The sequence below is a fragment of the Cytobacillus oceanisediminis genome (genome assembly GCF_007830235.1).
In the GTDB taxonomy this organism is placed as follows: domain Bacteria; phylum Bacillota; class Bacilli; order Bacillales; family Cytobacillaceae; genus Cytobacillus; species Cytobacillus oceanisediminis.
The window spans coordinates 274434-297625 of the sequence record NZ_VLKI01000002.1 but is presented as its reverse complement, the minus strand read 5'-3'; the positions used below and the strand labels follow the sequence as shown (position 1 = coordinate 297625).

24 protein-coding genes and 1 pseudogene are annotated in these 23192 nt (G+C 38.6%); 6 read left to right on the top strand and 19 right to left on the bottom strand.

Annotation, left to right across the window (positions count from 1 at the left end):
• Positions 1-203 precede the first annotated feature (203 nt).
• From IQ19_RS05230 to IQ19_RS05200, 7 genes are all read right to left on the bottom strand, one after another.
• A complete protein-coding gene (locus tag IQ19_RS05230; RefSeq protein ID WP_144540630.1) occupies positions 204-2543 on the bottom strand; it encodes an AraC family transcriptional regulator in 2340 nt (779 codons plus the stop codon).
• Positions 2544-3012: 469 nt separating this feature from the next.
• Entirely contained in the window at positions 3013-3462 is a 450-nt protein-coding gene (locus IQ19_RS05225) for an SgcJ/EcaC family oxidoreductase (RefSeq protein WP_144540627.1), read from the bottom strand.
• Positions 3463-3754: 292 nt separating this feature from the next.
• Positions 3755-4060: a luciferase domain-containing protein gene (locus IQ19_RS05220; RefSeq protein WP_144540624.1), complete on the bottom strand. Its 306-nt coding sequence runs from the start codon at positions 4058-4060 to the stop codon at positions 3755-3757.
• 75 nt (positions 4061-4135) lie between these two features.
• The gene (locus IQ19_RS05215) at positions 4136-4750 is read right to left on the bottom strand and encodes an FMN-dependent NADH-azoreductase (protein ID WP_144540621.1); all 615 of its coding nucleotides are present in this window, start codon (positions 4748-4750) and stop codon (positions 4136-4138) included.
• A 50-nt stretch (positions 4751-4800) separates the two neighbouring features.
• On the bottom strand, positions 4801-6177 hold the full coding sequence (locus tag IQ19_RS05210) for an MFS transporter (RefSeq protein ID WP_144540618.1): 1377 nt from the start codon (positions 6175-6177) through the stop codon (positions 4801-4803).
• A gap of 85 nt (positions 6178-6262) precedes the next feature.
• Entirely contained in the window at positions 6263-6853 is a 591-nt protein-coding gene (locus IQ19_RS05205; RefSeq protein ID WP_144540614.1) for a TetR/AcrR family transcriptional regulator, read from the bottom strand.
• A 378-nt stretch (positions 6854-7231) separates the two neighbouring features.
• Complete coding sequence (locus IQ19_RS05200) at positions 7232-7600, bottom strand: VOC family protein (protein WP_144540611.1); 369 nt, start codon at positions 7598-7600, stop codon at positions 7232-7234.
• On the opposite strand from IQ19_RS05200, the gene IQ19_RS05195 reads away from it, so the two are divergent.
• From IQ19_RS05195 to IQ19_RS05185, 3 genes are all read left to right on the top strand, one after another.
• Entirely contained in the window at positions 7569-7976 is a 408-nt protein-coding gene (locus tag IQ19_RS05195; RefSeq protein ID WP_242020904.1) for a S8 family serine peptidase, read from the top strand. The genes IQ19_RS05200 and IQ19_RS05195 overlap by 32 nt on opposite strands.
• 61 nt (positions 7977-8037) lie before the next feature.
• Entirely contained in the window at positions 8038-8469 is a 432-nt protein-coding gene (locus IQ19_RS05190) for a hypothetical protein (protein ID WP_144540605.1), read from the top strand.
• 93 nt (positions 8470-8562) lie between these two features.
• Positions 8563-9303, top strand: a complete 741-nt coding sequence (locus tag IQ19_RS05185) for a DUF6094 domain-containing protein (protein ID WP_144540602.1) — start codon at positions 8563-8565, stop codon at positions 9301-9303.
• 70 nt (positions 9304-9373) lie between these two features.
• Here the strand turns inward: IQ19_RS05185 and IQ19_RS05180 are convergent, their stop codons facing one another.
• From IQ19_RS05180 to IQ19_RS05165, 5 genes and pseudogenes are all read right to left on the bottom strand, one after another.
• Positions 9374-9616, bottom strand: coding sequence for a hypothetical protein (locus tag IQ19_RS05180; protein ID WP_144540598.1), 243 nt, complete (start codon positions 9614-9616; stop codon positions 9374-9376).
• Positions 9617-9681: 65 nt separating this feature from the next.
• The gene (locus tag IQ19_RS29265; RefSeq protein ID WP_422386969.1) at positions 9682-9957 is read right to left on the bottom strand and encodes a WapI family immunity protein; all 276 of its coding nucleotides are present in this window, start codon (positions 9955-9957) and stop codon (positions 9682-9684) included.
• A 493-nt stretch (positions 9958-10450) separates the two neighbouring features.
• Positions 10451-10759 (bottom strand): annotated as a pseudogene (locus tag IQ19_RS05175) (YnfA family protein).
• Positions 10760-11005: 246 nt separating this feature from the next.
• Positions 11006-11419 (bottom strand): nuclear transport factor 2 family protein, encoded by a 414-nt coding sequence (locus IQ19_RS05170; protein ID WP_144540595.1) that lies wholly within the window; start codon positions 11417-11419, stop codon positions 11006-11008.
• Between the two features lie 331 nt (positions 11420-11750).
• Positions 11751-12293, bottom strand: coding sequence for an NADPH-dependent FMN reductase (locus tag IQ19_RS05165; RefSeq protein WP_242020903.1), 543 nt, complete (start codon positions 12291-12293; stop codon positions 11751-11753).
• A gap of 497 nt (positions 12294-12790) precedes the next feature.
• Here IQ19_RS05165 and IQ19_RS28020 point away from each other — a divergent pair, with 497 nt between their 5' ends.
• On the top strand, positions 12791-12940 hold the full coding sequence (locus tag IQ19_RS28020) for a hypothetical protein (protein WP_199749379.1): 150 nt from the start codon (positions 12791-12793) through the stop codon (positions 12938-12940).
• Between the two features lie 755 nt (positions 12941-13695).
• Here the strand turns inward: IQ19_RS28020 and IQ19_RS05155 are convergent.
• Together IQ19_RS05155 and IQ19_RS05150 are read right to left on the bottom strand one after the other, a co-directional pair.
• Positions 13696-14889, bottom strand: a complete 1194-nt coding sequence (locus IQ19_RS05155) for a PDZ domain-containing protein (RefSeq protein WP_144540587.1) — start codon at positions 14887-14889, stop codon at positions 13696-13698.
• A 236-nt stretch (positions 14890-15125) separates the two neighbouring features.
• Complete coding sequence (locus IQ19_RS05150) at positions 15126-16577, bottom strand: S41 family peptidase (protein ID WP_144540584.1); 1452 nt, start codon at positions 16575-16577, stop codon at positions 15126-15128.
• Positions 16578-17010: 433 nt separating this feature from the next.
• Between IQ19_RS05150 and IQ19_RS05145 the strand changes: the two genes are divergently transcribed.
• Positions 17011-17295 carry a manganese catalase family protein gene (locus IQ19_RS05145; protein WP_144540581.1) on the top strand — a complete coding sequence of 95 codons (285 nt, stop codon included), beginning with the start codon at positions 17011-17013 and terminating at the stop codon, positions 17293-17295.
• 96 nt (positions 17296-17391) lie between these two features.
• On the opposite strand, the gene IQ19_RS05140 is transcribed toward IQ19_RS05145, so the two are convergent.
• From IQ19_RS05140 to IQ19_RS05120, 5 genes are all read right to left on the bottom strand, one after another.
• Complete coding sequence (locus tag IQ19_RS05140) at positions 17392-18720, bottom strand: murein hydrolase activator EnvC family protein (RefSeq protein WP_144540578.1); 1329 nt, start codon at positions 18718-18720, stop codon at positions 17392-17394.
• Between the two features lie 157 nt (positions 18721-18877).
• On the bottom strand, positions 18878-19771 hold the full coding sequence (gene ftsX, locus IQ19_RS05135; protein WP_144540574.1) for a permease-like cell division protein FtsX: 894 nt from the start codon (positions 19769-19771) through the stop codon (positions 18878-18880).
• On the bottom strand, positions 19761-20447 hold the full coding sequence (gene ftsE, locus IQ19_RS05130; RefSeq protein WP_144540571.1) for a cell division ATP-binding protein FtsE: 687 nt from the start codon (positions 20445-20447) through the stop codon (positions 19761-19763). The genes ftsX and ftsE overlap by 11 nt, the downstream gene beginning before the upstream one ends.
• 435 nt (positions 20448-20882) lie before the next feature.
• Positions 20883-21233, bottom strand: a complete 351-nt coding sequence (gene cccB, locus IQ19_RS05125; protein WP_144540568.1) for a cytochrome c551 — start codon at positions 21231-21233, stop codon at positions 20883-20885.
• Positions 21234-21285: 52 nt separating this feature from the next.
• Positions 21286-22152 (bottom strand): YitT family protein, encoded by an 867-nt coding sequence (locus tag IQ19_RS05120; RefSeq protein ID WP_144540564.1) that lies wholly within the window; start codon positions 22150-22152, stop codon positions 21286-21288.
• 344 nt (positions 22153-22496) lie between these two features.
• Between IQ19_RS05120 and IQ19_RS05115 the strand changes: the two genes are divergently transcribed.
• Positions 22497-22994, top strand: coding sequence for a hypothetical protein (locus tag IQ19_RS05115; protein ID WP_144540561.1), 498 nt, complete (start codon positions 22497-22499; stop codon positions 22992-22994).
• Positions 22995-23192: the final 198 nt, after the last annotated feature.

Genomic DNA, 23192 nt, shown 5'->3' with positions numbered 1-23192 from the left:
AAGTTAATTGTAAGACAGCTATCTAAAAATAGTGAGTCATTATTTGTCCATATTCCTCTTATAAAAAGTAAAATATTTCACTAATGTTGATTAACATCAAAAAAAGCAGGTTAATACTTTACTTAGCAGTCATAACCATACAAAAAAATTTTTCCACAAAAATGCAAAAAAGCCATTGAAGCCTCCTCGCAACAATGACTTTTTCATATAATCGCTTTTCTAATATCAAAAAAATGAATCGCATTAACCGTTAAATAGGAATAAAAAGACCATTCACTAGCAATCGTTTCATCAAATATCTCTAAATCCGGATGGCTTGATCTATTGATGTAATCAATAATTTCCCAATCTATTCCATGCCTGCTGTTTAAATTCCACCATTTCGTATATAAAGCACCGTGATCTTTATCAAAAATATGTTTCCGAATCTGATATTCTCCTGCTTCAAGGCCAGTAATTTTCACTAGAATCTCTTTATTTAGCTTTTGAAGAAAAGCTTCCTCAATGGAATAGTAAGGATTTACAGTATTACAATTCATAAGCACTAATTGATAGCCTCGATCATTTTGTGTCATTAAATAATCTGACCCTTGAGCAATTACAGTCCCATTCAGTCTATTAGCAAACATCATTGCAAAATATGCTGGCCGTTTCCCACTGAAATAATGAAATAATTCCAAGCCCTCAATACGAATTCTCTGACCTTTTTCTCCGCCTTCATGCAATGCAGTGTTAATCCAAAAGCCAATAGATTCCACTTCATTCATTACATCCAGAACACTTTTCAACACTAATGCAGCACGAAAAAAAAGTCCATTGGTAAAGCGTGTGTTTCCAGAAAGTGTGTTCCATGAAATCAGATGAAGCGGCTTCTCAATATGTTGCTTTTTAAGATATGATTTAATTTTTGCCGTTTTTTCTTTCAAATAATCTTTAGCCATGAAAAAGCGGTCATCACTCAATTCCTGAAAATCAATGATGTCATTCTGGTTGGAATGATAGCCAATAAAATCTATATGATTGCCTTCTGTTAACAGCCATTTATGAGGATCATTGGTTTTCTCCTCTTTAAAGGAGAATGGTAAAAACACACCTACATGAATGCCTGGGACAAGTTTTTTTAGTAAATGATACATTTTTAAATACACGCGTTTTAGTTCCATTGCTTCAGCAGCGGTATAATAGGGTTCATAAAAAAGAAAGTGCCATTTATTTAAATAGGATGCTCCGTATACTTGTAAACAATGCTTCATAAAACCATAAAGCTTTTGGAAATAATATTCTTCATTCTTGGAAATTTCTTGATATTCAATCCTGATAAAAAGAGAAAGTCCATTCTTTTTCATAAAATTCAAGGCAACATCTGATTTAAAGTAAGGTGAACTTGTTGCAATTTCTTCATCTGTTTCAATATCTGCTGTAATCGTTTCTCCACTTAATAAATGGCTAATTCCTACATAACTTAGACGCATTTCTTCTTTTGCCATCAGCACTTGGGATCTTACATCTTCTTTTAGCAGCTCTTTTAATTCTCTAATGATTAATACATGGTCAGGGCGGTATATTTTTCCTTTGATTGATTTTGAAACATTTAGCTGTAATTCTTCAAAACGTGACTCCGTATTACTATATGATTGATCATGTTTGGTTAGTACGGTTCCCAATTTAGCTAAAATTTCAGGTGAATTGATTAATGTTTCAGTATCTTCAATAGGAAAGCTTTGAAACGAATCAATCGGTTCTTTTGAATGTTTCTCACGGTAAACATGAGGTGTAACTCCGTACATTTCTTTAAAAAGACCCGTAAAGGACTTTGTATTCGCAAATCCATTTTTCATTGAAATTTGTGAAATCGTATCATTTGTATATAGTAAATCTTTCACACTATGCTTTAACCTGATGTTCATTAAAAAACGACTAAACCCCATTCCCATCTTCTGCTTAAAATACCGAGATAAATAACCTGTTGATAGATAGAATTTCTTTGCCATATCTTCTAAAGTAATAACTTGATGATAATTCCTTTCCATATACTCCACCATTTTTGTGAGTCGAAAATCATTTGTATCAATACTTTCAATGGCGGTTCCTTTTTGCTTAAACCGGCGAATCAGGATTAACAATATTTCACATATGTATCCCTGCATTTCAATTTGATAGCTCTCATCTCTTCTGCTATATGTAATCATTAATTCAACAAGCAATTTTCTCATTTTATCGAGCATTATTTCTCTGCCCATTTCTATTTCTTGAGAAAAGCAATCAAACCTGCTGTTTCGATATTCTGAATAGTATTGATCCATAAATGAATCTGAAATATTTAACACTAACACACTATTTGTTTGATTTCCTTGTGCTTGAAAAAGTTGGTTTCGATTAATGAGAAGCAAATCTTGTTCTTTTAATACATAAAAACGACTATCTATCTCAATCGTTAATTCCCCATCAATAACAAAGATAAATTGTAATCCTTGATTAACTCTTGGAGATAAGAATTGAATTTTCTTCAAAGAAATTTGAAAATCAGTCAATGGTTCATCCATCTAATCACCTCATGTTATTTTCTACCGAGAAGCCAAATATATCATTGCTGACTTTCTTAACAAGATTATATTGTTATAACGAAAAAATAAGTGTTAAATCATAAGTCTTTTACACGTGGATAAATTTCATAAAACTTTATAGCACAAATTTCAATATTTTAAATGGATTTTCACTTTATTTCTACTTTGCGTTAATAAAAAAGGAAACGCAGTCCCACTTTTCTTAACATTCTATTTTTAATACACTTTAATACCTATCATCAATCATTAATCAAACTTTATTATAAATTATCACACTTTATAAGAAACAGCACTTGCTCCATTAAATGGCCCTTTTCATGAAGAAAGACACCTTCCTTATTTCAGAAAAGCGCCCGATTGTGGAACAAGCACTAATAAAGAGCTTAAATACAAATAATTGTCTTTGTTAAACGGTTATAGTCCCAGATCACTTGGATCATGTTTCGAATTATGAATTAACTGGAGGAGTTTCTTGGATAAATGTATTCTGTCCTGCGGTGACCTGCCATGTTCCCTGTTCTTTGACCATCACATAAATAGCGAGACTGCACTGCCCGTTTTCTATCACTTTCCCTTCAGAGGTCGTAGGATATTGGCGAATATGTGCAATAGCTACATCTGGGCGCACAAATTTAATGCTTTCAACCTTGTAAAGAGCATATGAGTTGCTGAGTGGTCCGGCTAAGAGAATTTTGTGCGTTTCATTGATTTGCTCCCAACCTGATAGCTGGGTGCCGAAAACATTGACCCAGGTAGCATTTTGAGTGAAGTGACTATCTAATTTATCTGCATCATGTTGATTAAATGCTACCTCCATATTGGTGATTGTTTGGTGGATTACATCGATTTCTTGTTGCCGTTCCTCTCTTGAGTTATGAACATCAAAATCTTTAGTCATATTTATTTATCCTCCTGATTTAAGATTATAAGGATTAAAAATCATCAATTGTTAATTTGATATCTTTAGTTTATTAATTTAATGGAATTGTTACATCCAACAATGGCTGCATCTTCTTTCATTCTAAAGTATGATTATATCCATTGTTCAACAATACAGCTTGATAAGCCTTATTCAATTAAATGGCCCTATTCATAAAAAAAGACGCTGTACTTATTCCAGAAAAGCGCCCGCTTGCAGAATAACCATAAGATAAGAATAAGTTTCAGAAGTGGCTCCTAAAATAATAAGCTCACTTTTTAGTGATTCTGTCATATTGCATTTTGAACAACTTTAATAAATGAGGAATATCTTGCTCCCCTTTGATCCAAAAACTTACCCAGCCCGAATTGGGAAGTACATGATGTGGGTCCGCTAGTCTTGCTTGAATGAGTTCATCTCTAACCAATTTAGGAAAAGGAAAGTCAGCAAGGTTTTCTCCATGCAAATGACCTAATTCTTTATTTTTATAGCGAAATTCCACTCCTCCAAACCGATGTGGATGCTCGCTAACACCATTCCAGCTAAGAAGCTCCTGTCTTAATGATTCAAGTATCATTCGCCTCACCCTTTCTTAAAAATGTTTATCTACAATTCGTTTTGAATTGATATATCGTACTGAATTAAACAAATGTCAAAATGTTTTCGCAGCTTGAGCTGCTTTTCGAAGACCTTCCTCAATAATAGTTTCACTTTGATCAGGAAATTGATTGTGCCCTTCAATAACTACCGTTGTAATGTCTGTAATACCAAAAACGTTCAAATGATTCTTAACAAAACTTACAGCCATTTCAGAAGAATCCCCTTCTGCGTATACCCCGCCTCTTGCGTTCAATAAAGCCACTTTCTTATCAGGTAATAGACCCACTAAGCCTTCAGCTGTATACTTAAATGTTTTACGCGGGTGATGCATATAATCCAGATAGGAGTGTAGAACGGCAGGAACTGTTAAGTTCCAAAGTGGAAAAGCAATGATCAATTTATCAGTTGCGATAAACTGTTCTAGATACCTAGTAACAATATCTTGTATCGTCTTCTCTTCCGGTGTGAGTTCCATTCCCTGAGATGTTTTGAAATTTCCACTAATCATAACATCACCTAAATATGGCAATGTTTCTTTATACAAATCGAGTTCAATCACCGAATCATTTGGATGTGATGCTCTATAGCTTTCCAAAAATGCATCATACAAATTCCCAGTAACAGATCCTTGACGATTGTTCGCTTTAACAAATAAAGTTGTTGTCATTTTAATCTCCTCCAAATATGAGTAATAGTGAAACTTAATCTAAACTAACTTTAGCCTTCAAACTGGATGCTTTTTCTCTTTGCTCTGCCAAACTGAAAATAGTAAAATAACAGAATGCCTACATGTAAAGCAGTAAGAACGAGAAATATATTGCTGTAAATGATACCGTTTGGATAGATATTTGCAGGGTTCCAATGGTCATTGGAGCCAAGGTCCACCACCTTACCGTAAATCCCTGAAGCCATTCCCCCTGCGATGAAATTTAGCATTGATAAAAGTCCCATTCCCACTCCAGCCTGTTCCTTTGGCAAAGTCATTGAGACTGAATTGGACATCGCAATCACCATAAAGGTTTGCCCCACATTACCGAAAATCAAAAAGATAGCAATGAATACGGGAGATATTCCAGTAAAAGTTGAAAGCAAAATAAAACATGTCAATAACAATCCAGATGCAACAAAGTAGAGATAAGAATTCCCTTTTAAATCAGCAAGTTTACCACCTTTTCTCCCAAGTATTGCTGAGGCTGCTGCAGCAGGAACCATCGCAAAACCGATCCAGCTAGGTGACAACTGATGTACATGAGCCAAAAGCAATGGACTTAGAAAATAAAGGGAAAAACCAATTCCGCTGATTAGAAAAGTTATTATAAGTCTGAGAGCATAGCTCTTATTTGTAAAAAGTCCAGGTTGAACAAACGGATCTGAAACGGAACGAATTCGTGCTATGAATAGCGCTAAAGCGAGTAATCCGCCAATAGTAAACCACCACGTTCCACTTGTAACACCTAAAAGAAGCAAAGTCACTGTAGTCGCAAGCAAACCGCCTCCAACCCAGTCAAGTTTTCCGGGATCTCCCTTCTCTTCCCCCAAATTTTTACGATAAAAGGGCAACGTAATTAAAATGAAGAGAGGGATACAGAATAACCAGCGCCAATGCGCAACACTTACAATTAATGCAGAAATAACTGGACCAAGAGCACTGCCAAGAGCCAAACCTACGAACGCAGTACCCATTGCTGAACCTCTCTGCTCAGGAGGAAAGTAGCGCAATGGAATAATCATAGCTGTTGCTGGGATAGCAGCAGCTCCTACTGCCTGCAAGCACCTTCCGACAAGCACCATCCAGAAAGTTTGGGAGGCGAAGCCAAACAGTGAACCGACAGCAAAAAATATCAATCCAAATGTTAGCAAATTTTTAAGCTTATATCGGTCTGCCAGCTTCCCGTAAATGACCGTTCCTATCCCGTAAATTAAAGCATACGATGAAGTGACCCAGCTCACCTGAGCAGTAGTAAGATCAAAAGCTTTACTAATTTCGGGAAGTACGAAGTTAAACATCAATACGCTCATTGCTGAAAGGACAAGTGTGAACATCACAATACGCATTAATTTTTCTCCTGTTTGTTGAGATACTTCCTTTTCCATTCTCCAGAACCACCCTTCAATTAAATCTTATTTAACAAAGATGAATTGTCTGTCTGTACTGACTGTCATAATGTTGGTAGAAAAACTAGGGAGTTAAAGCCCTAGTGAATGTTTGCACACTCTCCATTATAAATGTCTCTAAAGACACGTTTGGAAAGTTATCATTGGAATCTAGGTTGTTCATAAAAGCGCCGAAATTAAGCATCATGAACGACAACGCCTGTAACTCTGGGTTTGTTCGAATCAGCTTTCCTTTTTCGTACATTGTCATAAAGTAATTAGTCAAAATCTCCAGTAATTGTCGAGGGTGTTTTTGTGTTCTTTCTCTAAACCCGGGTAGATTACCTTCCTCCTTGATGCTGATCATAATCATTTTCCGGTTACGATTCATAATTTCATGATATGTTCGACTGATCAGGAACAAATCTGTTTGCAAATCCCATAAGAGCTTCTCGTTAAAAAGTTTTGTTATCTCTTCAGCATAATGAAAACGGTCAAACGCCGTTTCGAGAAGATTTTGTTTGCTTCCAAATCGGCGAAACAGCGTTTTTTCACTCAAACCTGCCAAAGTAGCGATTTCCTGGGTAGATACACCATTGTAACCTTTCTCCGCTATTAGATCGATGGCTGCTAACAGCAGCTTATCATCGTTGCTTAAATTATTACTCCAGCTCATACTCTCATCCTCCCCACCGACAGTCAGTAATGACTGTCATTCGATTGTATTTTATTCCATCCGTTATAAATTTGTCAAGATAAATTTCACCTTTAGTACTAATAAAATGATGGAGCGACTGAAAAATGTTGCCATGAAATAAAGTTTGATCAAAAACACCCGTATTTTAGGGTAAATAAAAGAATCCATTTTGAAAAAAAGATTTATCAAGACCTAAATCATAAGAAGTCATAAAAAATAAAGATCGATATATATTAGACATGACTAATATATATCGATCTTTGACGTTTTCCCACAATCGCGCCCTATTGTTGAAGATCGAATAACGATGTAAAAGCTTCACAGCTGTTTCTATAAAATCACCCTAATATTGAATAATTAAGGTGCAACAAGTTCAACTTTAATTCTATCCGGGTCTTCAAAGAAAACTGCATAATGATCGTCTCCCCCCGCAAATGGATGCTGGTTTGTATAAAGAACGTTTATTCCGTTATCTTTTAATTTCATAGTCATATCATCGACGTGTTCTCGTGAATCTGCGTGAAATGCTAAATGATTTAAACCTACTCGACATCTATGATATGGAACGTCAAGAAACCGTTCTTCTGTTTGTACAAAAACAATATAAGTATCTCCTATTTTCCAACTTTGTCCACTTTCCCATTCTTGGAAAAGATTATACCCTAATTCTTCAAGAAACCAGCTCCAAATAATTGTGATTGTAGCCGCAAGCGGAAATGAGAACACTCATGTCGGCTGGCCAGCTGCTTATGATGAAGTTATTGCCGTTGGTGCCGTTGACCAGACATTAGGACGCGCCGGATTCTCTAACTTCGGTAAAGAGCTTGATATTGCCGCTCCTGGTGTGGATACTTACTCAACATATCCTATTAGCAAGTATGCAAAGCTTTCTGGTACTTCAATGGCAACACCGATGGTAGCTGGAGTCGTTGCGTTGGTTCAGGCATACACTCGTAAGACTGGTGTAAAGGCAACACCGGAAGTCATCATGAATATGATTAAACAGCGTTACGTTGACCTTGGCGATATGGGTAGTGACGCAATGTTCGGTAACGGACTGGTCAATATCTACAAGCTGATCAAAGGACAGAGCGTTCGATAATCAAAAGATAAGTCTCCTTCGGGGGGCTTATTTTTTTTATATATAAGAAGGAGTGAAAAGGATGTATATTGATTATGAAATACGAAAGAGAGTGGAACAAGAAAGACAACGTATTATTGAACTTTTAAAAGGAAAAGGGATTACCCAACATTCAGATGGCGTAAGAATAGAAGAATTACCCCTTTTGCCATTAAATTTAATGGAGAATAAGTTGGTAATGACTTTAATGGAAAATGATTTATTAGAAGATATAAAAGTAAGAATAGGTTGTTCAGTTAAAGATTATTTTGCGGGAAAAGGCGATACAGTGCTTGCCTCTTGGAGTATTGAATGGATCGGTTTTACTGTAGGAAGTCCATATAAAATAAAAGGCATAAGCCCATCAAAAAATTTAATAATAGAAAATGATAATGGAAAAACGTTACAGTATGATCCTGTGCATTTCTCGCCAGTTATTAATGCCCATTCCGGATTAAAGAAGCAGGTTCAATAAAAACCCTTTATTTATTAATTTTATATGTACATTCCCCAATGAGGTCAGATAAAAATACTATAATAGGAAATTGATAAATATGGAGTGGTTAGCTTGCATCATCAACCAATTAGAGCATGGGCGTTACTTTCTGACATAACTAAGGGCAAGGCAACTATTTACGATTTGGCTGCAGAACTTAGACGGCTAGGTTTAAACTTTTCATATTCGGAATTACTGGAGAAAACGCGACCAAAAATTAATTCACGTATTGTCCAAAGAGGTGGATACTATCCAACCCCATTAAAGGAATTGCAATTGATTTTGCCACATCTGGCCGTAAATGCATCAGAGGTCACACCATTCATAAACGCATATGATCCATGCTGCGGAGAAGGGGAAGCCATTCATTGCCTTGGAGAACACATTAAAACCAAGACGAAGGCAGAGGTCACTACATTTGGTGTCGAATTGGAGAGAACTCGATGTGAAACAGCAGCCACTGTATTAAAACATGTCGTAAACGATGGATACGAAACGGTAAGGACGGAAGCGAAATATGGCGTCATGTGGTTGAACCCGCCATACGACGATGTTTTTAAGGAAAGAACAGAGCTTGTATTTTTAAAAACATTGTCTAGCACATCCAAGAATGTCCTGCAACAGGGTGCTTTGCTGATGTTCTGCATTCCGCAGCATGTCCTAAACGACTGCGCGCCTATCCTGGGCAGCCGGTTTAAGGATGTGAAGGTTTATCGCTTCACCGATGACAATTTCCCAGTCTATGACCAGGTTGTGGTTTTTGCGTATTTCAAAAAGCCAACCTATCAGGAACAAAGGGAAACCATCGAATAACTGAGTAGCTTCTATTAGCTGGTTTAGTATAATAAGAATAAAGCTGCCTTTATTGGCAGCGGGATCCACATCAGAATACATCAACAATCTTGATTAAATCCCATACTTCCTTTATTAGTTTCCCATCAAAGTTAACTTTTCGAAGTAAATCTTCAACATCTTCTCCTATGATTTCACTTGCAGAATCATCGAACTTCCAAAACATAAAGTGACCTGTTCCACAACCGATATAATAATTTTCTTCTCTATAAATAAAGTGAATTTCTCTTCCCATCTTTAAATCTTCAAGAAATTCTTCAAAGCTGTAATCCATTAAACTTAAACTCCTTTATTGAACTCTAGTTCAGCTATACTGACCCTAAATCGAAAAAAATGAATTTAAATCTTTTGGGGAAACCTGGTCAGAATTTTCTTTAATCCTTTTATAAACTGATCTACATATGTTAAATCTGTTTTGAATTCAAACTGGAGTTCTGATCCCCATCCAACAGGGTATTGTACAAACCCACCTATCCCAACATTTTTCATTGAATCCAAACTAAAGGTCAACTTAAAATAGGGCTCAGTAGGTTCAATTATTACTTCTTTTTTGTGTAAAGCTGAGAAAGAGCGTAATTCCTGAAGAAAGAAATTTATTAAGCGTCCCTCAAAAATAACTTCATCAATTTCAGCTTTAAATGCGGGAATGGTTAGAGTGATTTAATTTCTATGCCAGTCTCCATCATCTACGTTATCTGCTTGAGGATAAGCATAATTGTAACTACAAATTTTGAAAGAAGACATTCCATCTTGTGAACGTAATTCTGCAAATGGAAAATGCGAAAAATAATCATACTTTATAGAAATTCCTACCTTCCAAGCTACAGGATATTTCCAACCTTAAAAAGTTTATATATTAATATTCCACATAAGAGAGTAGTTTCCTTGTTCAACTAAACTCCTTAGCTTAAGGACATTTCTTTATCACCTTTTCCATGTACAATGACTGAATGTATTTGGCAATTAAAAAATGTCTGTTTATGGCAGTATGTTTTTTGAATGTAAAAAGCCCAAAATATACATAAAATGAATGAAAACTTGCATATTTTTGGCTTATTTATAACTTGGGATATTGAAGAAAAGCGCTCGATTGTTGAAGATGGTTTTTTTATTGGCGTGGTGCAAATAACATTACGGATACTCCAGCTAAGCAGATGCCAGCACCTACCCAATCATATAAATCAGGTGTTTTTTTATCAATTCCCCATCCCCATAAAACAGATAAAACTATAAATACTCCACCGTATGCAGCGTAAATTCTTCCGAATGATGGAAAGGTTTGAAATGTGGCAATAACACCGTATAAGGTTTACGCTATTCCTCCACCTATTCCCCAATAATATGGCTTACCTTCTCTTAACCATATCAAATAACCTCCACCAATTTCAGCCAATCCTGCAAGGATAAACAAAACTATTGGTTAAATAATTTAAACCACTTCCTATAACGGCATTGTATATAACAAATTATACCTTATTCTTATTGCATTAACCTTCCCGGTTCTTTAAGTACATAATTTCACAATCTCATTTAAAATTTAGCATAAAGTAATTTTTTTAAAGGAGTTGTTCCACAATCTGGCCCAATACATGAAAAGGCGCGTTCCTGAATAAACGCGCCCGATAGCGGAAGATCGAAGGTAAAATCCTATTTAATCTGTGTTTTACCGATACCGACGTCTAGACTCTTGAATTGGATAGTCATTTGCACTCATGTCCCTACGCTTCATTAGACCCTCATCGTCGAATTCCCAGTGTTCATTTCCGTGTGTTCTCATCCATTGATCGCTTTCAGCATCCCGCCATTCGTATTCAAAACGAACAGATATACGATTTTCCGTGTAACACCATAGCTCCTTCATCAAACGATAATCAAGTTCCTTATCCCATTTTCGCCTAAGAAATTCCTTAATAGCTTCTCTACCCTTAAAGAATTCGGTTCGATTTCTCCATTGTGAATCAGGGGTATAAGCTTGAGCTACAATTTCAGGATCTTTAGTGTTCCATGCATTTTCTGCTGCTTTCACCTTTGCAAGAGCGGTCTCATGAGTGAAAGGTGGTTTGATGGATTTTGACACTTTATATCTACTCCTTTTAAATTAACTATTTACAATAGCAGCTAATGGTTAGTATAAAGGTTTTTAAATACCTATAAATAGGTTATAATGTGGTTCATTTCAGTTACTAATCGAAACCATCAGGAGGAAAAATAAATGTCAGAGAATGAAATTTTCCCATTTATCATTAGATCCTGTAAATACAGAAAGAAGAAGAATTTCGACTCTCTGTTATAAACTTTTCCATTGATACATTTGGAAAATTCATATCGGAAACTAAGTTGTTCATAAATGCACCAAAGTTCATCATAAGGAGGGAGAATGCTCACCTTTCACCTATATATAGTAGTTTTTATCGTAAAGTTTTTAATGCACCGCTCCACGCAATAGTTTGATCTAACATTGCATTTACATTATCAAGGTGTAATTCAGCTGGCTTAAATGTCCTGAAGTTTTCAAAGTCTGTAAATAATGATAAAGTCGGATGTACACGAACGTCCGCTACTAGTAATTCGCCTAAGATTCCACGTAGATGTTCAGCTGCACGGGCTCCACCCGTTGAACCATAGCTTACAATCCCCGCTGCCTTATTGTTCCATTCATTTCGAGCTGAATCAAGTGCATTTTTTAATGCTCCTGTAATGCTGTGGTTGTATTCTTGCACAATAAACACGAATCCATCTAAGCTAGAAATTTTTTCTGACCAATCTATTAATCCTGGTTCTTTACCAGTACCTTCTCCTACAAATGGCAATTTAAAGTCTGCTATATCTACAATTTCATAATTTGCATCCCCTCTTCTATCAGCAATTTCTTTTATCCAATTTCCTACTTGTGGACTTACACGTCCTTGACGCGTGCTCCCTAAGATAATTCCGATGTTTAATTTTTTCACTGTTTTTACCTCCTCATTAATTGATCCACCAAATCCCATCCAAAGTTGAATATTCTATTCTACCTACGGTCAAGTATCACTCCTGTGATACAAGCATTACATGAATGGGGAGTATCACATGTAAAACATATGATCAAGCTATATAGAGCAGAACTATTAAAAGTGAACTAGCTGAGAATTAAGTGTATTGAACTAAAGTGCTGTTGGTTTATAAAAAGCTTGATTAAAAGTACCTCTAATAACATTAATTTTTCAAATATAAAAGAGCCTGCTTTGAAAAAAGATTGATCAAAACAGGCTCTTAATATATTATGTGAGGGCGATTTTTATAAAAAAAGAGTTTGACTATTTTCTGTCTGTGTTGTTCAACAAGTGCGCCCGATTCTTGAATATACTAAAACGTAATGTTTGCCCTACTGTGCAACATAATTAATAAAAAAATTAATTTGTAATATTTTTTGATTTACTACTAATCCTAACTTTTGGAGGTGACAAAAATGAAAAAACAAGAAAAATCAAAAGATATTGGCCAAAAAGCCGATTCAATGAATCCTGTGAATCAGGGGTTAAACTTAGTTGCTCAAGTAGTCAATAATGCTACCGGTATTGACAAGGGGAACGATGGTAAAATCAATAAAAATGATTAAAATTGAACGCCTTTTGGGCGTTTTTCTACCAGGGACAATTCCTTGTTTAAAAATTGCACCCTGTTATTTTAAGTGTAATTATTTACAATTTTACTGCTACAATAAAAACGCCCTTCCAAGTACGAAGGGAGTTTTCTGTGTTATTTAACTTGTTCAATGAAATAAAATTGGAAATTTTCTATTAATTAACATTCAAAAAACTAAAGAAAAAGTATAGAAAAGAAGAAGTAGCATTTCTTCTTCCCCCTAAAAATATACAGTTTTTAAGCAAGAGTTATATTCTTTGTTACGCAACTTGCTTGAAAATTATCATTAATTGTAAGGATACCTTGAACAATGAATGGTACTCTAAGCACTAGGTTTTTAGTTTCAAAATCGAAGTCAGCTTTAAAATCACACTCCCCACACTCAACAGTTGAAGAGATAAGTGCACCAGTGGAAACGTTATAGATAACGGTTAAACAAACTGGTTGAAATAAATCTGATCGAACACACGGCATTCTATTTCACCCCTTTATTAGTTAATACATTAATAGGAAATGCAAAATGGACAGGCTTGGTAAGGGCAAATGGGGAAAAATAACAAAATGTGTAAATGTCAGGTTTATTCAATTAAATGGCCCGTTTGTGGAATAAGAAAAAAACAAAAAAGCTCACCAAATCGGTAAGCTTTTTTTGCTTAATATTTTTCTATTCCGCTATGAACAGAATCCGGATTTTGAATGAATTCCAGTTAATTATGAAAAATGACAAAATCAAACCGCTTCGCTATCCCACTTTTTCTCATCCTGCACAAACAGCAGTCCGAGCTCGTGGTGGTCACCTTCGTAAAGAGCCCGCTGAACGAAGCGGATTTGGCCGTTTACGTCGATGACTTCAAGCTTGCAGTGCGCCCCGTTCTTTTGCAGCGCTTTATAGAATCCTTTTTCATCCTGAATTTTCACGCCGTTTACTTTTGTGACGATTTCACCAACCTGAAGAGCCATTTTATCCGCGGGCGAGTCCGGCACAACTCCAAGAACCATGATACCCTGATTGCGTTTGGAAAAATAAAATGGTGCATGGTCCTCTGACATACGCTGGCGAAGGGATATAAATTCTCGTCCGATAATCGCCAGTGCTACAACCCCGACGGCTGCAAGCGGATACCAGTAACCGGCCGCTGACAGCAGCAAAAGCAGCATGCCGAACACAATAATCCTTTGGCCAAGAAGCTTGACCGCTTCCTTAGGAAGGGTTCCCTGGATTCGCTGATAAAAGCCGATAGCGAACGGCGCCAGGAACAGCGAATAGGAACTTCCGCCAATCTCGAAAACCGGCCACCATTCCAAGTGCACCTGCAATGCTTGTCCTGGAATGAGCAGAAAAACAGGCACCATCCATATTCTTTTTGCCTCATGGATGCCGATCGTTTGCCCGCGCTTGCTTTTTACCAGTTTTGGAGATGTTCCTTTCCGGCCATTCTTTAAGATTAGGAAACCCTCAACGATTACGAGCAAGGCAAGGAGAATGGCAATGGCTGGAAAGATCGACTCTTCTGTATTTGTCACCGATTTTGCGAATGATGGCAAAGGCCATTGTTGTTCAATGGCAAACATCGTCGCAAAAAAGGCGAACCCCAGTGTATAAACCGGCGCCATCCATCTCACTTTTGTCGTGAAGCTCCATAGGAAGGTGAGGGCAGCTGTAAAGACAATCGTTTCCATTGGGATGACCAATCCCGCCCCGACCACAACGATTGAAAGCACCATACCGGCCAGTAGCCCAAGCGGGATGAGCTGCCTCAGTTCAAAATAGGCATTCTCCGCCCTGACCGAAAAGTTTTTCCGCTCCCGCTTCACACGGAAAACTCCCAGGTATGCCGCCACAAAAAAGAGAAAATAAAACACCGGATTTAATAGCAGCTTCCCCGTTCCTTTCAAAAACTCAAAAACCCACTCCTCAACCAAACTTGCCACCAGCCTCTATAATAGAATTTCACAAGAAATTATGTATCAACCAGACAGATCTATTACTCTATATTCTACCAAACCCCCCACCCAAAGCCTATCACAAACTCACCCAAAAACAAAAATAGCAGAAGGAAAAATCCTCCTGCTTAAAAACGGGTACCAGGTACCTAGAACAGTTATATGAAACGATTAATGGAAATTCGACAAAATTCGGGTGGTACCTGGTACCATAACTATTTCGCGATATACCTCAGTGCGGTTTGCAGCTGGAGGTCGTTTTGTTCTTTTTTCATTTCTTCGATGGCGGTTTGTTCAAGGGCAGATGCTGTTTTCTTGTCGATTTTGCCGGTTGGTTCCAGTCCTTTTTGCTGTTGGAAGGCTTTGACGGCAATGGCTGTCGATTCACTGAAATAGCCATCTTTGCGGCCTGGTGCGTATCCCAGTCCCTCCAGGATTTCCTGTGCATTTTTCACTATTTCGTTATTCATATCCATCGTTAAAGGCTTTTCCACCTGCAGCGGGTGTGTGTGATAGATGTCAGGCTGTTTGACCTCCAAGGTTGGATTAATGCCTTCTTTATGGATCCAGTTTCCATCCGGTGTCAGCCATTTAAATAATGTAAGTTTTATATTGCTGCCGTCGCCCATCGGCACAGGCTGCTGGACGGTTCCTTTTCCAAAGGTATTTTCCCCGATTAATGTATATCCTTGGGCTTCCTTCAAAGCACCGGCAAGAATTTCCGATGCTGATGCACTGCCTTTATCGACTAATACAGCGATTGGATAGTCTTTTGCCTTCTCCAGTGTAGAGAAATATCTCATCTTCTCCCCGTTTCGCTTCTCAATTTGCAGATAAGGCTTTTCGGAAGTCACCAGTTCTTTAAGGATTTCCTGCACAGATGAGAGCAGGCCGCCCGGATTTCCGCGCACATCAATGACGAGTCCCTCAATACCATCCTTCTCCATCTCCTTCAACTGCTTCGCAAATTCCTTGGAGGTGTCTTCTGAAAAAGAGGTAATTTCCGTATAGCCAACCTTTTTGCCGCCCTGGTTTTTGATTTCAGAGTATACTGTGATTTGAGGAATCTCGTCCCTTTTGACCTCGACAGTTAATGGCTCCTTTAACCCTTGCCGGGCGATTTCAAGCTTTACTTTCGTTCCTTTTTCCCCTCGTATTTTCATCGTAGCTTTATATAAGTCCAATCCCTCTACACTTTCGCCATCCACTTTTAAAATTTCATCCTTAGGTTTTATGCCCGCTTTTTCAGCAGGCGAGTCTTTGAAAGGAGAAACAATGATGATTTTGCCATCCACCATGCTCACTTCCGCCCCAATGCCTTCAAAAGAGGATTCCAGCGTATCGCTAAATTGCTTCGCCGTTTCTTCATCCATATACACCGAATAAGGATCATCAAGTGTTGCGAGCATTCCCTGAATGGCCCCCTCAACGAGCTGCTTCTCTTCCACCTTTTCTACATAGCTTTTTAAAATAAGCTGGTAAGCTGTCTCAACTTTCTCTATTTTCTCTTCATCTATCGGTGCATTATTTTCAGCTGAATCTATTAACTGGTTTTCGGCTCCTTCATTTGGGTTTTCCTTTGCCAGCCACTGCATACCCGCATACGTACCGCCAGCTCCTGTTAGCAATGAACCTGTCATTAGCAGGGCTATCCATTTTCTGCTCATCCCCATCTTCCTTTCCGGCTGCATTTTGTATATATTCAGAGCCTTAGAGCGTTAATTCTGCTGTTATCGGCTATCTTCCTGCGGAATTTTAAATAAATTAAACTAAGGTCAGCATCTTTCGGTCTCCCTTTTCAAGGTTTTTAAGCCAGCATTTAATTTTATGCATCACTTTTGCACTTTTCTGCTTCACTTTTTGTTTTTATGCATCAATTTCCTTCGTTTATGTGCCACTTTTTCATTTTATGCGTCACTCCTTGATCTAAAGGCATTCTGTTGCCCGTAGAAAACTGGCCTCTTATAAACAAAAAACACCCCGCAAAGGAAAGCGGGATGTCTTTGCTCATTCCATCCTATGTTGGGAATGGACGAGTTATGATTTCTTTTAGCAGTTTGGTAAAAGCACTTCATTTCTAGAAACGAATATATTGATCGTATGCTTCAAAACCAGTGGCTTGCAGCCATTAAAGAACTCGATGTACAAGAAGGAAAAACAGTTCTAAGCATATTCTCGAAAGAGCTCGAAAAAGAAGAGTTTTCCTATGTATTTATGAATCTATCAAGAGGGGAAGAAAGCAGCCAGGGCTGCTGGGCTTCAGGCCGCAGCATGGACGGCCAGGGGACATTCCAGTACCTGCAGGAAGTTCCGCCATTTGCTTCTGCACCAAAATTAAAACCTGCCCCGCCTTATATTCATGATGCGCCGCCAAATGTTAAATAAAACCTTCCGAAATAACAGGATTTTAATAGGATTAAAGTCCCTCTATACGGGTAAAAGAAAAGTGGAAGAAGCTAAGCTCCTTCCACTTTTTACTTTTTATAGAGGCACGATGCCAACTGGGTTAATGGCATTTGTTTTGCCTGCATTCCAAGAACCTTTATGAAGCTCAAAGTGTAAATGCTGGCCATAAGATTGTCCAGTGTTACCCATGATACCGATTTGCTGGCCTTTTGATACCGTCGCACCAGAACCAACAGAGCGGCTTCTCATATGTGCATAAACAGTCGTGTAAGTTTGTCCGCCAACAGAGTGGGCAATGAAAATAGCATTTCCGTAACTGCTGGAGTAATATGAACGGATAACAACACCGTCAGCAGCTGCTACGATCGGAACCGTTCCGCCTGCAGCAATATCCACACCATAGTGTTCACCTAGTGAACGGCTTCCAAATCCGGAAGAAAGCCGTCCGGCAGCTGGCCTTGTCCAAGCTCCACCTGATACAGCTGGGGCTGGAGAGGAAACCTGTGCAGTGCTTTCACTTGAAGAGCTGCTTTTTGCAGAAGAAGAACTCTTCTTTTTAGCTGCTTCCTGGGCTGCACGCTGTCTTGCAAGTTCTGCTTGTCTTGCTGCTTCAGCCTGTCTTGCTTGTTCAAGCTTGATTGCTTTTTGAAGTGCTGCTTCCTGGGCTGCAAGGATTTCTTTTTCTTCCGCAAGCTCCATCTTTGCAGCGTGCATATGCTCTTCCTCTTTCTTTAAAGAAGCCAATAATTTATCTTTTTCAGCTTTTTGTGCGTTTAAGCTCTTTTTCATATTTTCAAGCTCGGCGCGCATTGTCTCTAAAGAAGCCAGTTCTTCTTTTACCTGAGCCTGTTTTTGTTCCAATTCATCTTTATCAGCCTGATGCTGCTGAAGGATGTCCTGGTCTGCTTCCACAATAGTAGCAACTGCACCTACGCGTTCAATGAAATCCCCGAAGCTCTGCGCTCCCATTAAAACATCAACATAGCTAACCATTCCGCCAGTTTCCTGGTAGTTGCGGGCCCGGTCTTTTAATAGTTCATTGCGCTTCTTAATACGTTCTTTTAAGACTTTGATTTCGCCTTCAAGTTTTTTAATTTCCTCTTTTGTGGCTGAGATTTCTTTATTCTTTTCTTCAATTTTAGCTAAGGCATCGCTGATCGCCTTATCCAGGCGCTCAATTTCGCTTTCTACTGATTTTTGCTCGCCTTGGATTTCATTAATTTTCTTATCTGTACTATTAATCTCTGATTCTATGCCAGAGCGTTGTTGATTAATCTTATTTTTTTGGCTGTTTAACTCATTTAATTTATTCGCCGCAACCGCCGTGTCAGCTGGCAGTCCGACAGTAATGCTGCCAAACCCCAAAATGGCAGCTAATGATAATGTGATAATGGATTTCTTCAATTTTCCGATTTCTCCTTTCAATGAACACCATATGTACAGGTCAATCGTTCAACTTTTCACCGTTATTTATGAAACATTTCTCTCTAGTAAATCGTCTATTATTATAAGGCTTGAAGGTGCCTGAAAAGGTTTCCCCCCGCAGGCCCTTCAAAGCTGGCTACACTTTAAGGAATTTCCGCACTGACATTAAGCTTCCCCATACACCAATTAGCGCACCCATTAGGATAAGCAGGCCGGAAACCTGGTAAACAAACGGGTTGAATTCCAGCAGTCTGATAAAATGCCCCTCAAGCTTTGGAGCCAAGTAGTCATATGCATAATAATAGGCTGTCGCAACAAGCCCGATTGGAATAATGGATCCAAGCAGCCCAAGCCATAATCCTTCAAGGAAGAATGGCCATCTGATAAAGGCATTGGTTGCTCCTACCAATCTCATAATCTCGATTTCTCTTCTTCGCGACATAATGGTAATTTTAATGGTGTTTGAAATCAGGAACATCGCTGTGAATAGCAGGCCGACTATCAGCACCAGTCCAACGTTTCGGCTGGCATTAATAAAGTTGAAGAGTTTTTCAACTTGTCCCTGTCCGTATTTCACTTTTGATGTATACTCCATTTTTTCAATTTGCTTTGCTGCTGTCATTGTGTCTGTCGGGTTTTTCGTCTTTACGATAAATACATCGTTCAACGGATTATCCTGTTCGAACAGTTTGAAGGCTTCCCCTTCTTCACCAAGGCTGTCTATCAGATTATCAAGCTCTTTTTCCTTAGTTGAGTATTCGACTGTTTTGACCTCGGGTATTCCTTCGATTTTTTGCCGTAAAACTTGCTGATCCTGCTCATTTGCAGCAACATCGATGTGAACGCGGATTTCCACGTCCTCTTCAATGGTCGTCGCCACCTTGTTGAGATTCATCATAATGACGAAAAATACGCCAACCAAAATAAGGGTTACTGTTACCGCACTTGCCGAAGCGAATGTCATCCATCCATTACGGCCAAGGCTTTTAAAACTTTCGCGAAAGTGCCGGCGCAAGGTTCTAGCTTTCATAGCCGTAATCACCTCTTTGCTCGTCACGTACGATCCGGCCGCCTTCAATCGCAATAACGCGGTTTTTAATCGTATTAACAATTTCTTTATTATGAGTTGCCATGACCACAGTCGTTCCTCTCGTGTTGATTTCCTCGAAGATGTTCATGATTTCCCATGAAGTATCCGGGTCAAGGTTACCTGTAGGCTCGTCCGCTATCACGACCTTTGGAGCATTAACAATTGATCTCGCGATGGATACACGCTGCTGCTCACCGCCTGATAATTCGGTCGGAAGCATCCGTGCTTTATGCTTTAAATTTACAAGCTCCAGTGTTTCCATAACTTGCTTTTTTATCGTTTTGGGCTGTTCTTCTATTACTTCAAGAGCAAAAGCTACATTTTCATATACAGTTAATGTAGGCAAAAGTTTAAAGTCCTGGAAGACTACGCCGATTTTTCTTCGTAAAAGTGGAACTTTTGTACTTCTCAAAGTAGCAAGGTTCACTCCATCTATCGTTATCGTCCCGCTGGAGGGCTTTTCTTCCCGGTACATCATCTTAATAAAAGTCGATTTACCGGCTCCGCTTGGGCCTACAACGTACACAAACTCCCCCTGCTTGATATGGACGTCAATGCCGCTTGCAGCGGTAACGCCATTCGGGTACCTCTTATATACGTCTTTCATTTCAATCATATATATCACCTAGTATCTAGTGTGTATTAAGAATTAAAGAGATTCCTCTTTTCGCTAAAAAACGACATCCTTTCGACATGGAGGATGACACAGTATTTGTAAATACTCCCTTTTCAGCCATCTAAAATTCTCACACAACCCATTATAACATCATAGTTTGTCAAAATAACGGAAAAAATTATTACAGTTTCTTTTCAAGCCTGTATTTTTTGTTACTTTTTACCTGTATTTCATTTATATACTAGTCAATTATTCTCCCATTCGACGATTTTTCCCTTCTTTCTTCTTATATAAAATTGGTTTATGGAGTTGTCCGTCGTATTTTGCAGATTTTTTTTGCTTGAATTTTAAGATAAGTGTAAAAATAGGGCAAATAAAAAACGTCCTGCTGGTTACAGAACGTTTTCATTCCGGACTTGTTGTCCTATATTCTAATTATTTCTTGCCTGCCAGCCAAGCAGCTACCTGGGAAGCTTCTTCACCTTGAAGTAAGCCTGCAGGCATAGCACCTTTACCGTTGGCGATTGTGTTTTCAATGTCCTCTTGGGAAAGGTTTGCACCGATTTTATCAAGGGCAGGGCCTACACCGCCTTCAAGATTTGCACCGTGGCAGCTTGAACACTTCTGTTCATAAAGCTTTTGAGCATCTCCGGCGTCAGCTGTTGTTGTTTCACCGCCGCCATTTGTTGCAGTGTCCTGTTCTTCACCTGCTTCGTCTCCACCGCCGCCGCAAGCAGCCAAAACAAGTGAAGTACCCATTAGTAATGCTAGTAGCTTCTTTTTCACCAATAATTCCCCCTCAGGAAAAAATACTAAGTACAGCTATATTATACCAAGCCTATTCCCTTTTGAAACCCTCGCCCAATACCTCGGAAGCATCCGCAACAATGATAAATGCTGTAGGATCAATGGTTTGAACCAGTTGTTTCAATTTTGTGAACTCTGTCTGATCCACAACACACATAAGGACAGGACGTTCATGGTCGGTATATCCGCCGTATGCTGATAGTTTTGTCACACCTCGGTCAATTTTATTCAAAATCCCTTCGCGAACTTCTGTTTGTTTTTCCGTAATGATCAATGCCATCTTCGTCCGGCTGAATCCAAGCTGCACTAAATCAATGGTTTTGCTGGTGACATACAAGGCAATCAATGCATACAATCCTTGTTCAATGTCAAAAATAATCGCTGCCGACAGAACAATCAGTCCATCGATAAGCGCTACACAGGTACCGAGCGATAAGCCAGTATATTTATTTATAATCTGTGCGGCAAGGTCTGTCCCGCCTGTTGATGCTTTACCCCTGAAAACGATTCCTAAACCAAGGCCCACACCGATTCCGCCGAAAAGGGAAGCCAATAAAGGATCACGCGTCCAGGCTTCAAAGTCCTTTGTTAAAAAGACGACAAACGGCAGAAAAATGGTTCCGGCAAGCGTTTTGGCCCCAAATTGCTTTCCGAGTAATAGGACTCCCGCTATAAAGAGCGGTATATTAAACGCCCACTGCACATATGCTGGCTCCCAGCCAGCAACCGCATCAAGAATTGTACTGATCCCGCTTACTCCCCCTGACGCAATCCGGTTTGGCAGCAAGAATACATTGAAAGCTATCGCCACAGCTCCTGATCCTATTAAAACGAATAAATACTCCAGCGCCCTTTCCGCCTTTGTACTATATGTATAAGCTCTTTTTTTCTTTCCCATCCTCTTCTCCCTCCGGTGACTTAATCTTTGCGGGTAATTTTGAAGGGGCAAGCGGAATCCATATGATCGCTCGTCCCATATTTACGTTTCATGCGATACCGTTTACTGGTACATCTTCCATTTTTACTGTCAGTGAGTATAGCACGGAGTTTTTACTGTGTAAATGCCAATGAACTGCCGTATTAAAGGACTAATGCAAGCTGTTTCTCATAATTATTTTTAGGATGTGAAAGGATTTCTCTTTTTATCAATATTAGTCCTTTCGGAGTATGTTTTTTCGGCTATGGAAAACAGCATGATTTCCCATAACGTGTGATATAATGTCGAAAAAGGAGGTGAAAAAAATGGAGAAAATTCTTAATGAAATTTTAAGTACCTTAAAAGAACATTCAAAAAGATTTGATTCAATTGATGAAAGATTCGTTTCAATTGACGAAGGGTTTAATTCTATTGGCGGAGATCTATCTGATGTAAAAATAAGGCTTGGTAATGTTGAGGACAAATTAGTTAGTTTTGATGACAAATTAGTCAGTGTTGAGGACAGATTAGGCACTGTTGATGACAGATTAGGCACTGTTGATGGCAAATTAGTCAGTGTTGAGGACAGATTAGGCAGTGTTGATGACAGAGTAAGGGCGCTTTCTGAACAAATCGACAACAATGCAGCCGAATTTAGAAGCCATTTTAAGCACATCGAAACAAAGTTAGAACAGCATGAAGAAACCTTTCATTTTATTTCTGATACTTTAATAGGTACGAAAATTGATATTGACCACCTCAGCAAAAAGAGCGGATTGCATGATACAGAAATTAATCAGCTCAAGAAGCGAATCCACTCCTAGCAACATTCCACTCAAGCAAATAGCTTAATTCCATAAAAATAAAAAAGCATTTGCCGACTCTAGCGTCAGAAATGCTTTTTTTAACGAAAAAAGACAGTATTTCTTTGAAAATTTCATTTTTCTTATTGGCTCTGTTAAAGCTTATTGTTGTTTTTAGCACCCTGTTGATTGGAGCGGAAGGCACGAACTCCTCGAAAA

Coding starts and splice junctions, on each gene's coding strand:
- IQ19_RS05230 (WP_144540630.1), bottom strand. CDS start 2,543: ATGGATGAACCATTGACTGATTTTCAAATTTCTTTGAAGAAAATTCAA.
- IQ19_RS05225 (WP_144540627.1), bottom strand. CDS start 3,462: ATGACTAAAGATTTTGATGTTCATAACTCAAGAGAGGAACGGCAACAA.
- IQ19_RS05220 (WP_144540624.1), bottom strand. CDS start 4,060: ATGATACTTGAATCATTAAGACAGGAGCTTCTTAGCTGGAATGGTGTT.
- IQ19_RS05215 (WP_144540621.1), bottom strand. CDS start 4,750: ATGACAACAACTTTATTTGTTAAAGCGAACAATCGTCAAGGATCTGTT.
- IQ19_RS05210 (WP_144540618.1), bottom strand. CDS start 6,177: ATGGAAAAGGAAGTATCTCAACAAACAGGAGAAAAATTAATGCGTATT.
- IQ19_RS05205 (WP_144540614.1), bottom strand. CDS start 6,853: ATGAGCTGGAGTAATAATTTAAGCAACGATGATAAGCTGCTGTTAGCA.
- IQ19_RS05190 (WP_144540605.1), top strand. CDS start 8,038: ATGTATATTGATTATGAAATACGAAAGAGAGTGGAACAAGAAAGACAA.
- IQ19_RS05180 (WP_144540598.1), bottom strand. CDS start 9,616: ATGGATTACAGCTTTGAAGAATTTCTTGAAGATTTAAAGATGGGAAGA.
- IQ19_RS28020 (WP_199749379.1), top strand. CDS start 12,791: ATGAAAAAACAAGAAAAATCAAAAGATATTGGCCAAAAAGCCGATTCA.
- IQ19_RS05150 (WP_144540584.1), bottom strand. CDS start 16,577: ATGAGCAGAAAATGGATAGCCCTGCTAATGACAGGTTCATTGCTAACA.
- IQ19_RS05145 (WP_144540581.1), top strand. CDS start 17,011: ATGCTTCAAAACCAGTGGCTTGCAGCCATTAAAGAACTCGATGTACAA.
- ftsX (WP_144540574.1), bottom strand. CDS start 19,771: ATGAAAGCTAGAACCTTGCGCCGGCACTTTCGCGAAAGTTTTAAAAGC.
- ftsE (WP_144540571.1), bottom strand. CDS start 20,447: ATGATTGAAATGAAAGACGTATATAAGAGGTACCCGAATGGCGTTACC.
- IQ19_RS05120 (WP_144540564.1), bottom strand. CDS start 22,152: ATGGGAAAGAAAAAAAGAGCTTATACATATAGTACAAAGGCGGAAAGG.
- IQ19_RS05115 (WP_144540561.1), top strand. CDS start 22,497: ATGGAGAAAATTCTTAATGAAATTTTAAGTACCTTAAAAGAACATTCA.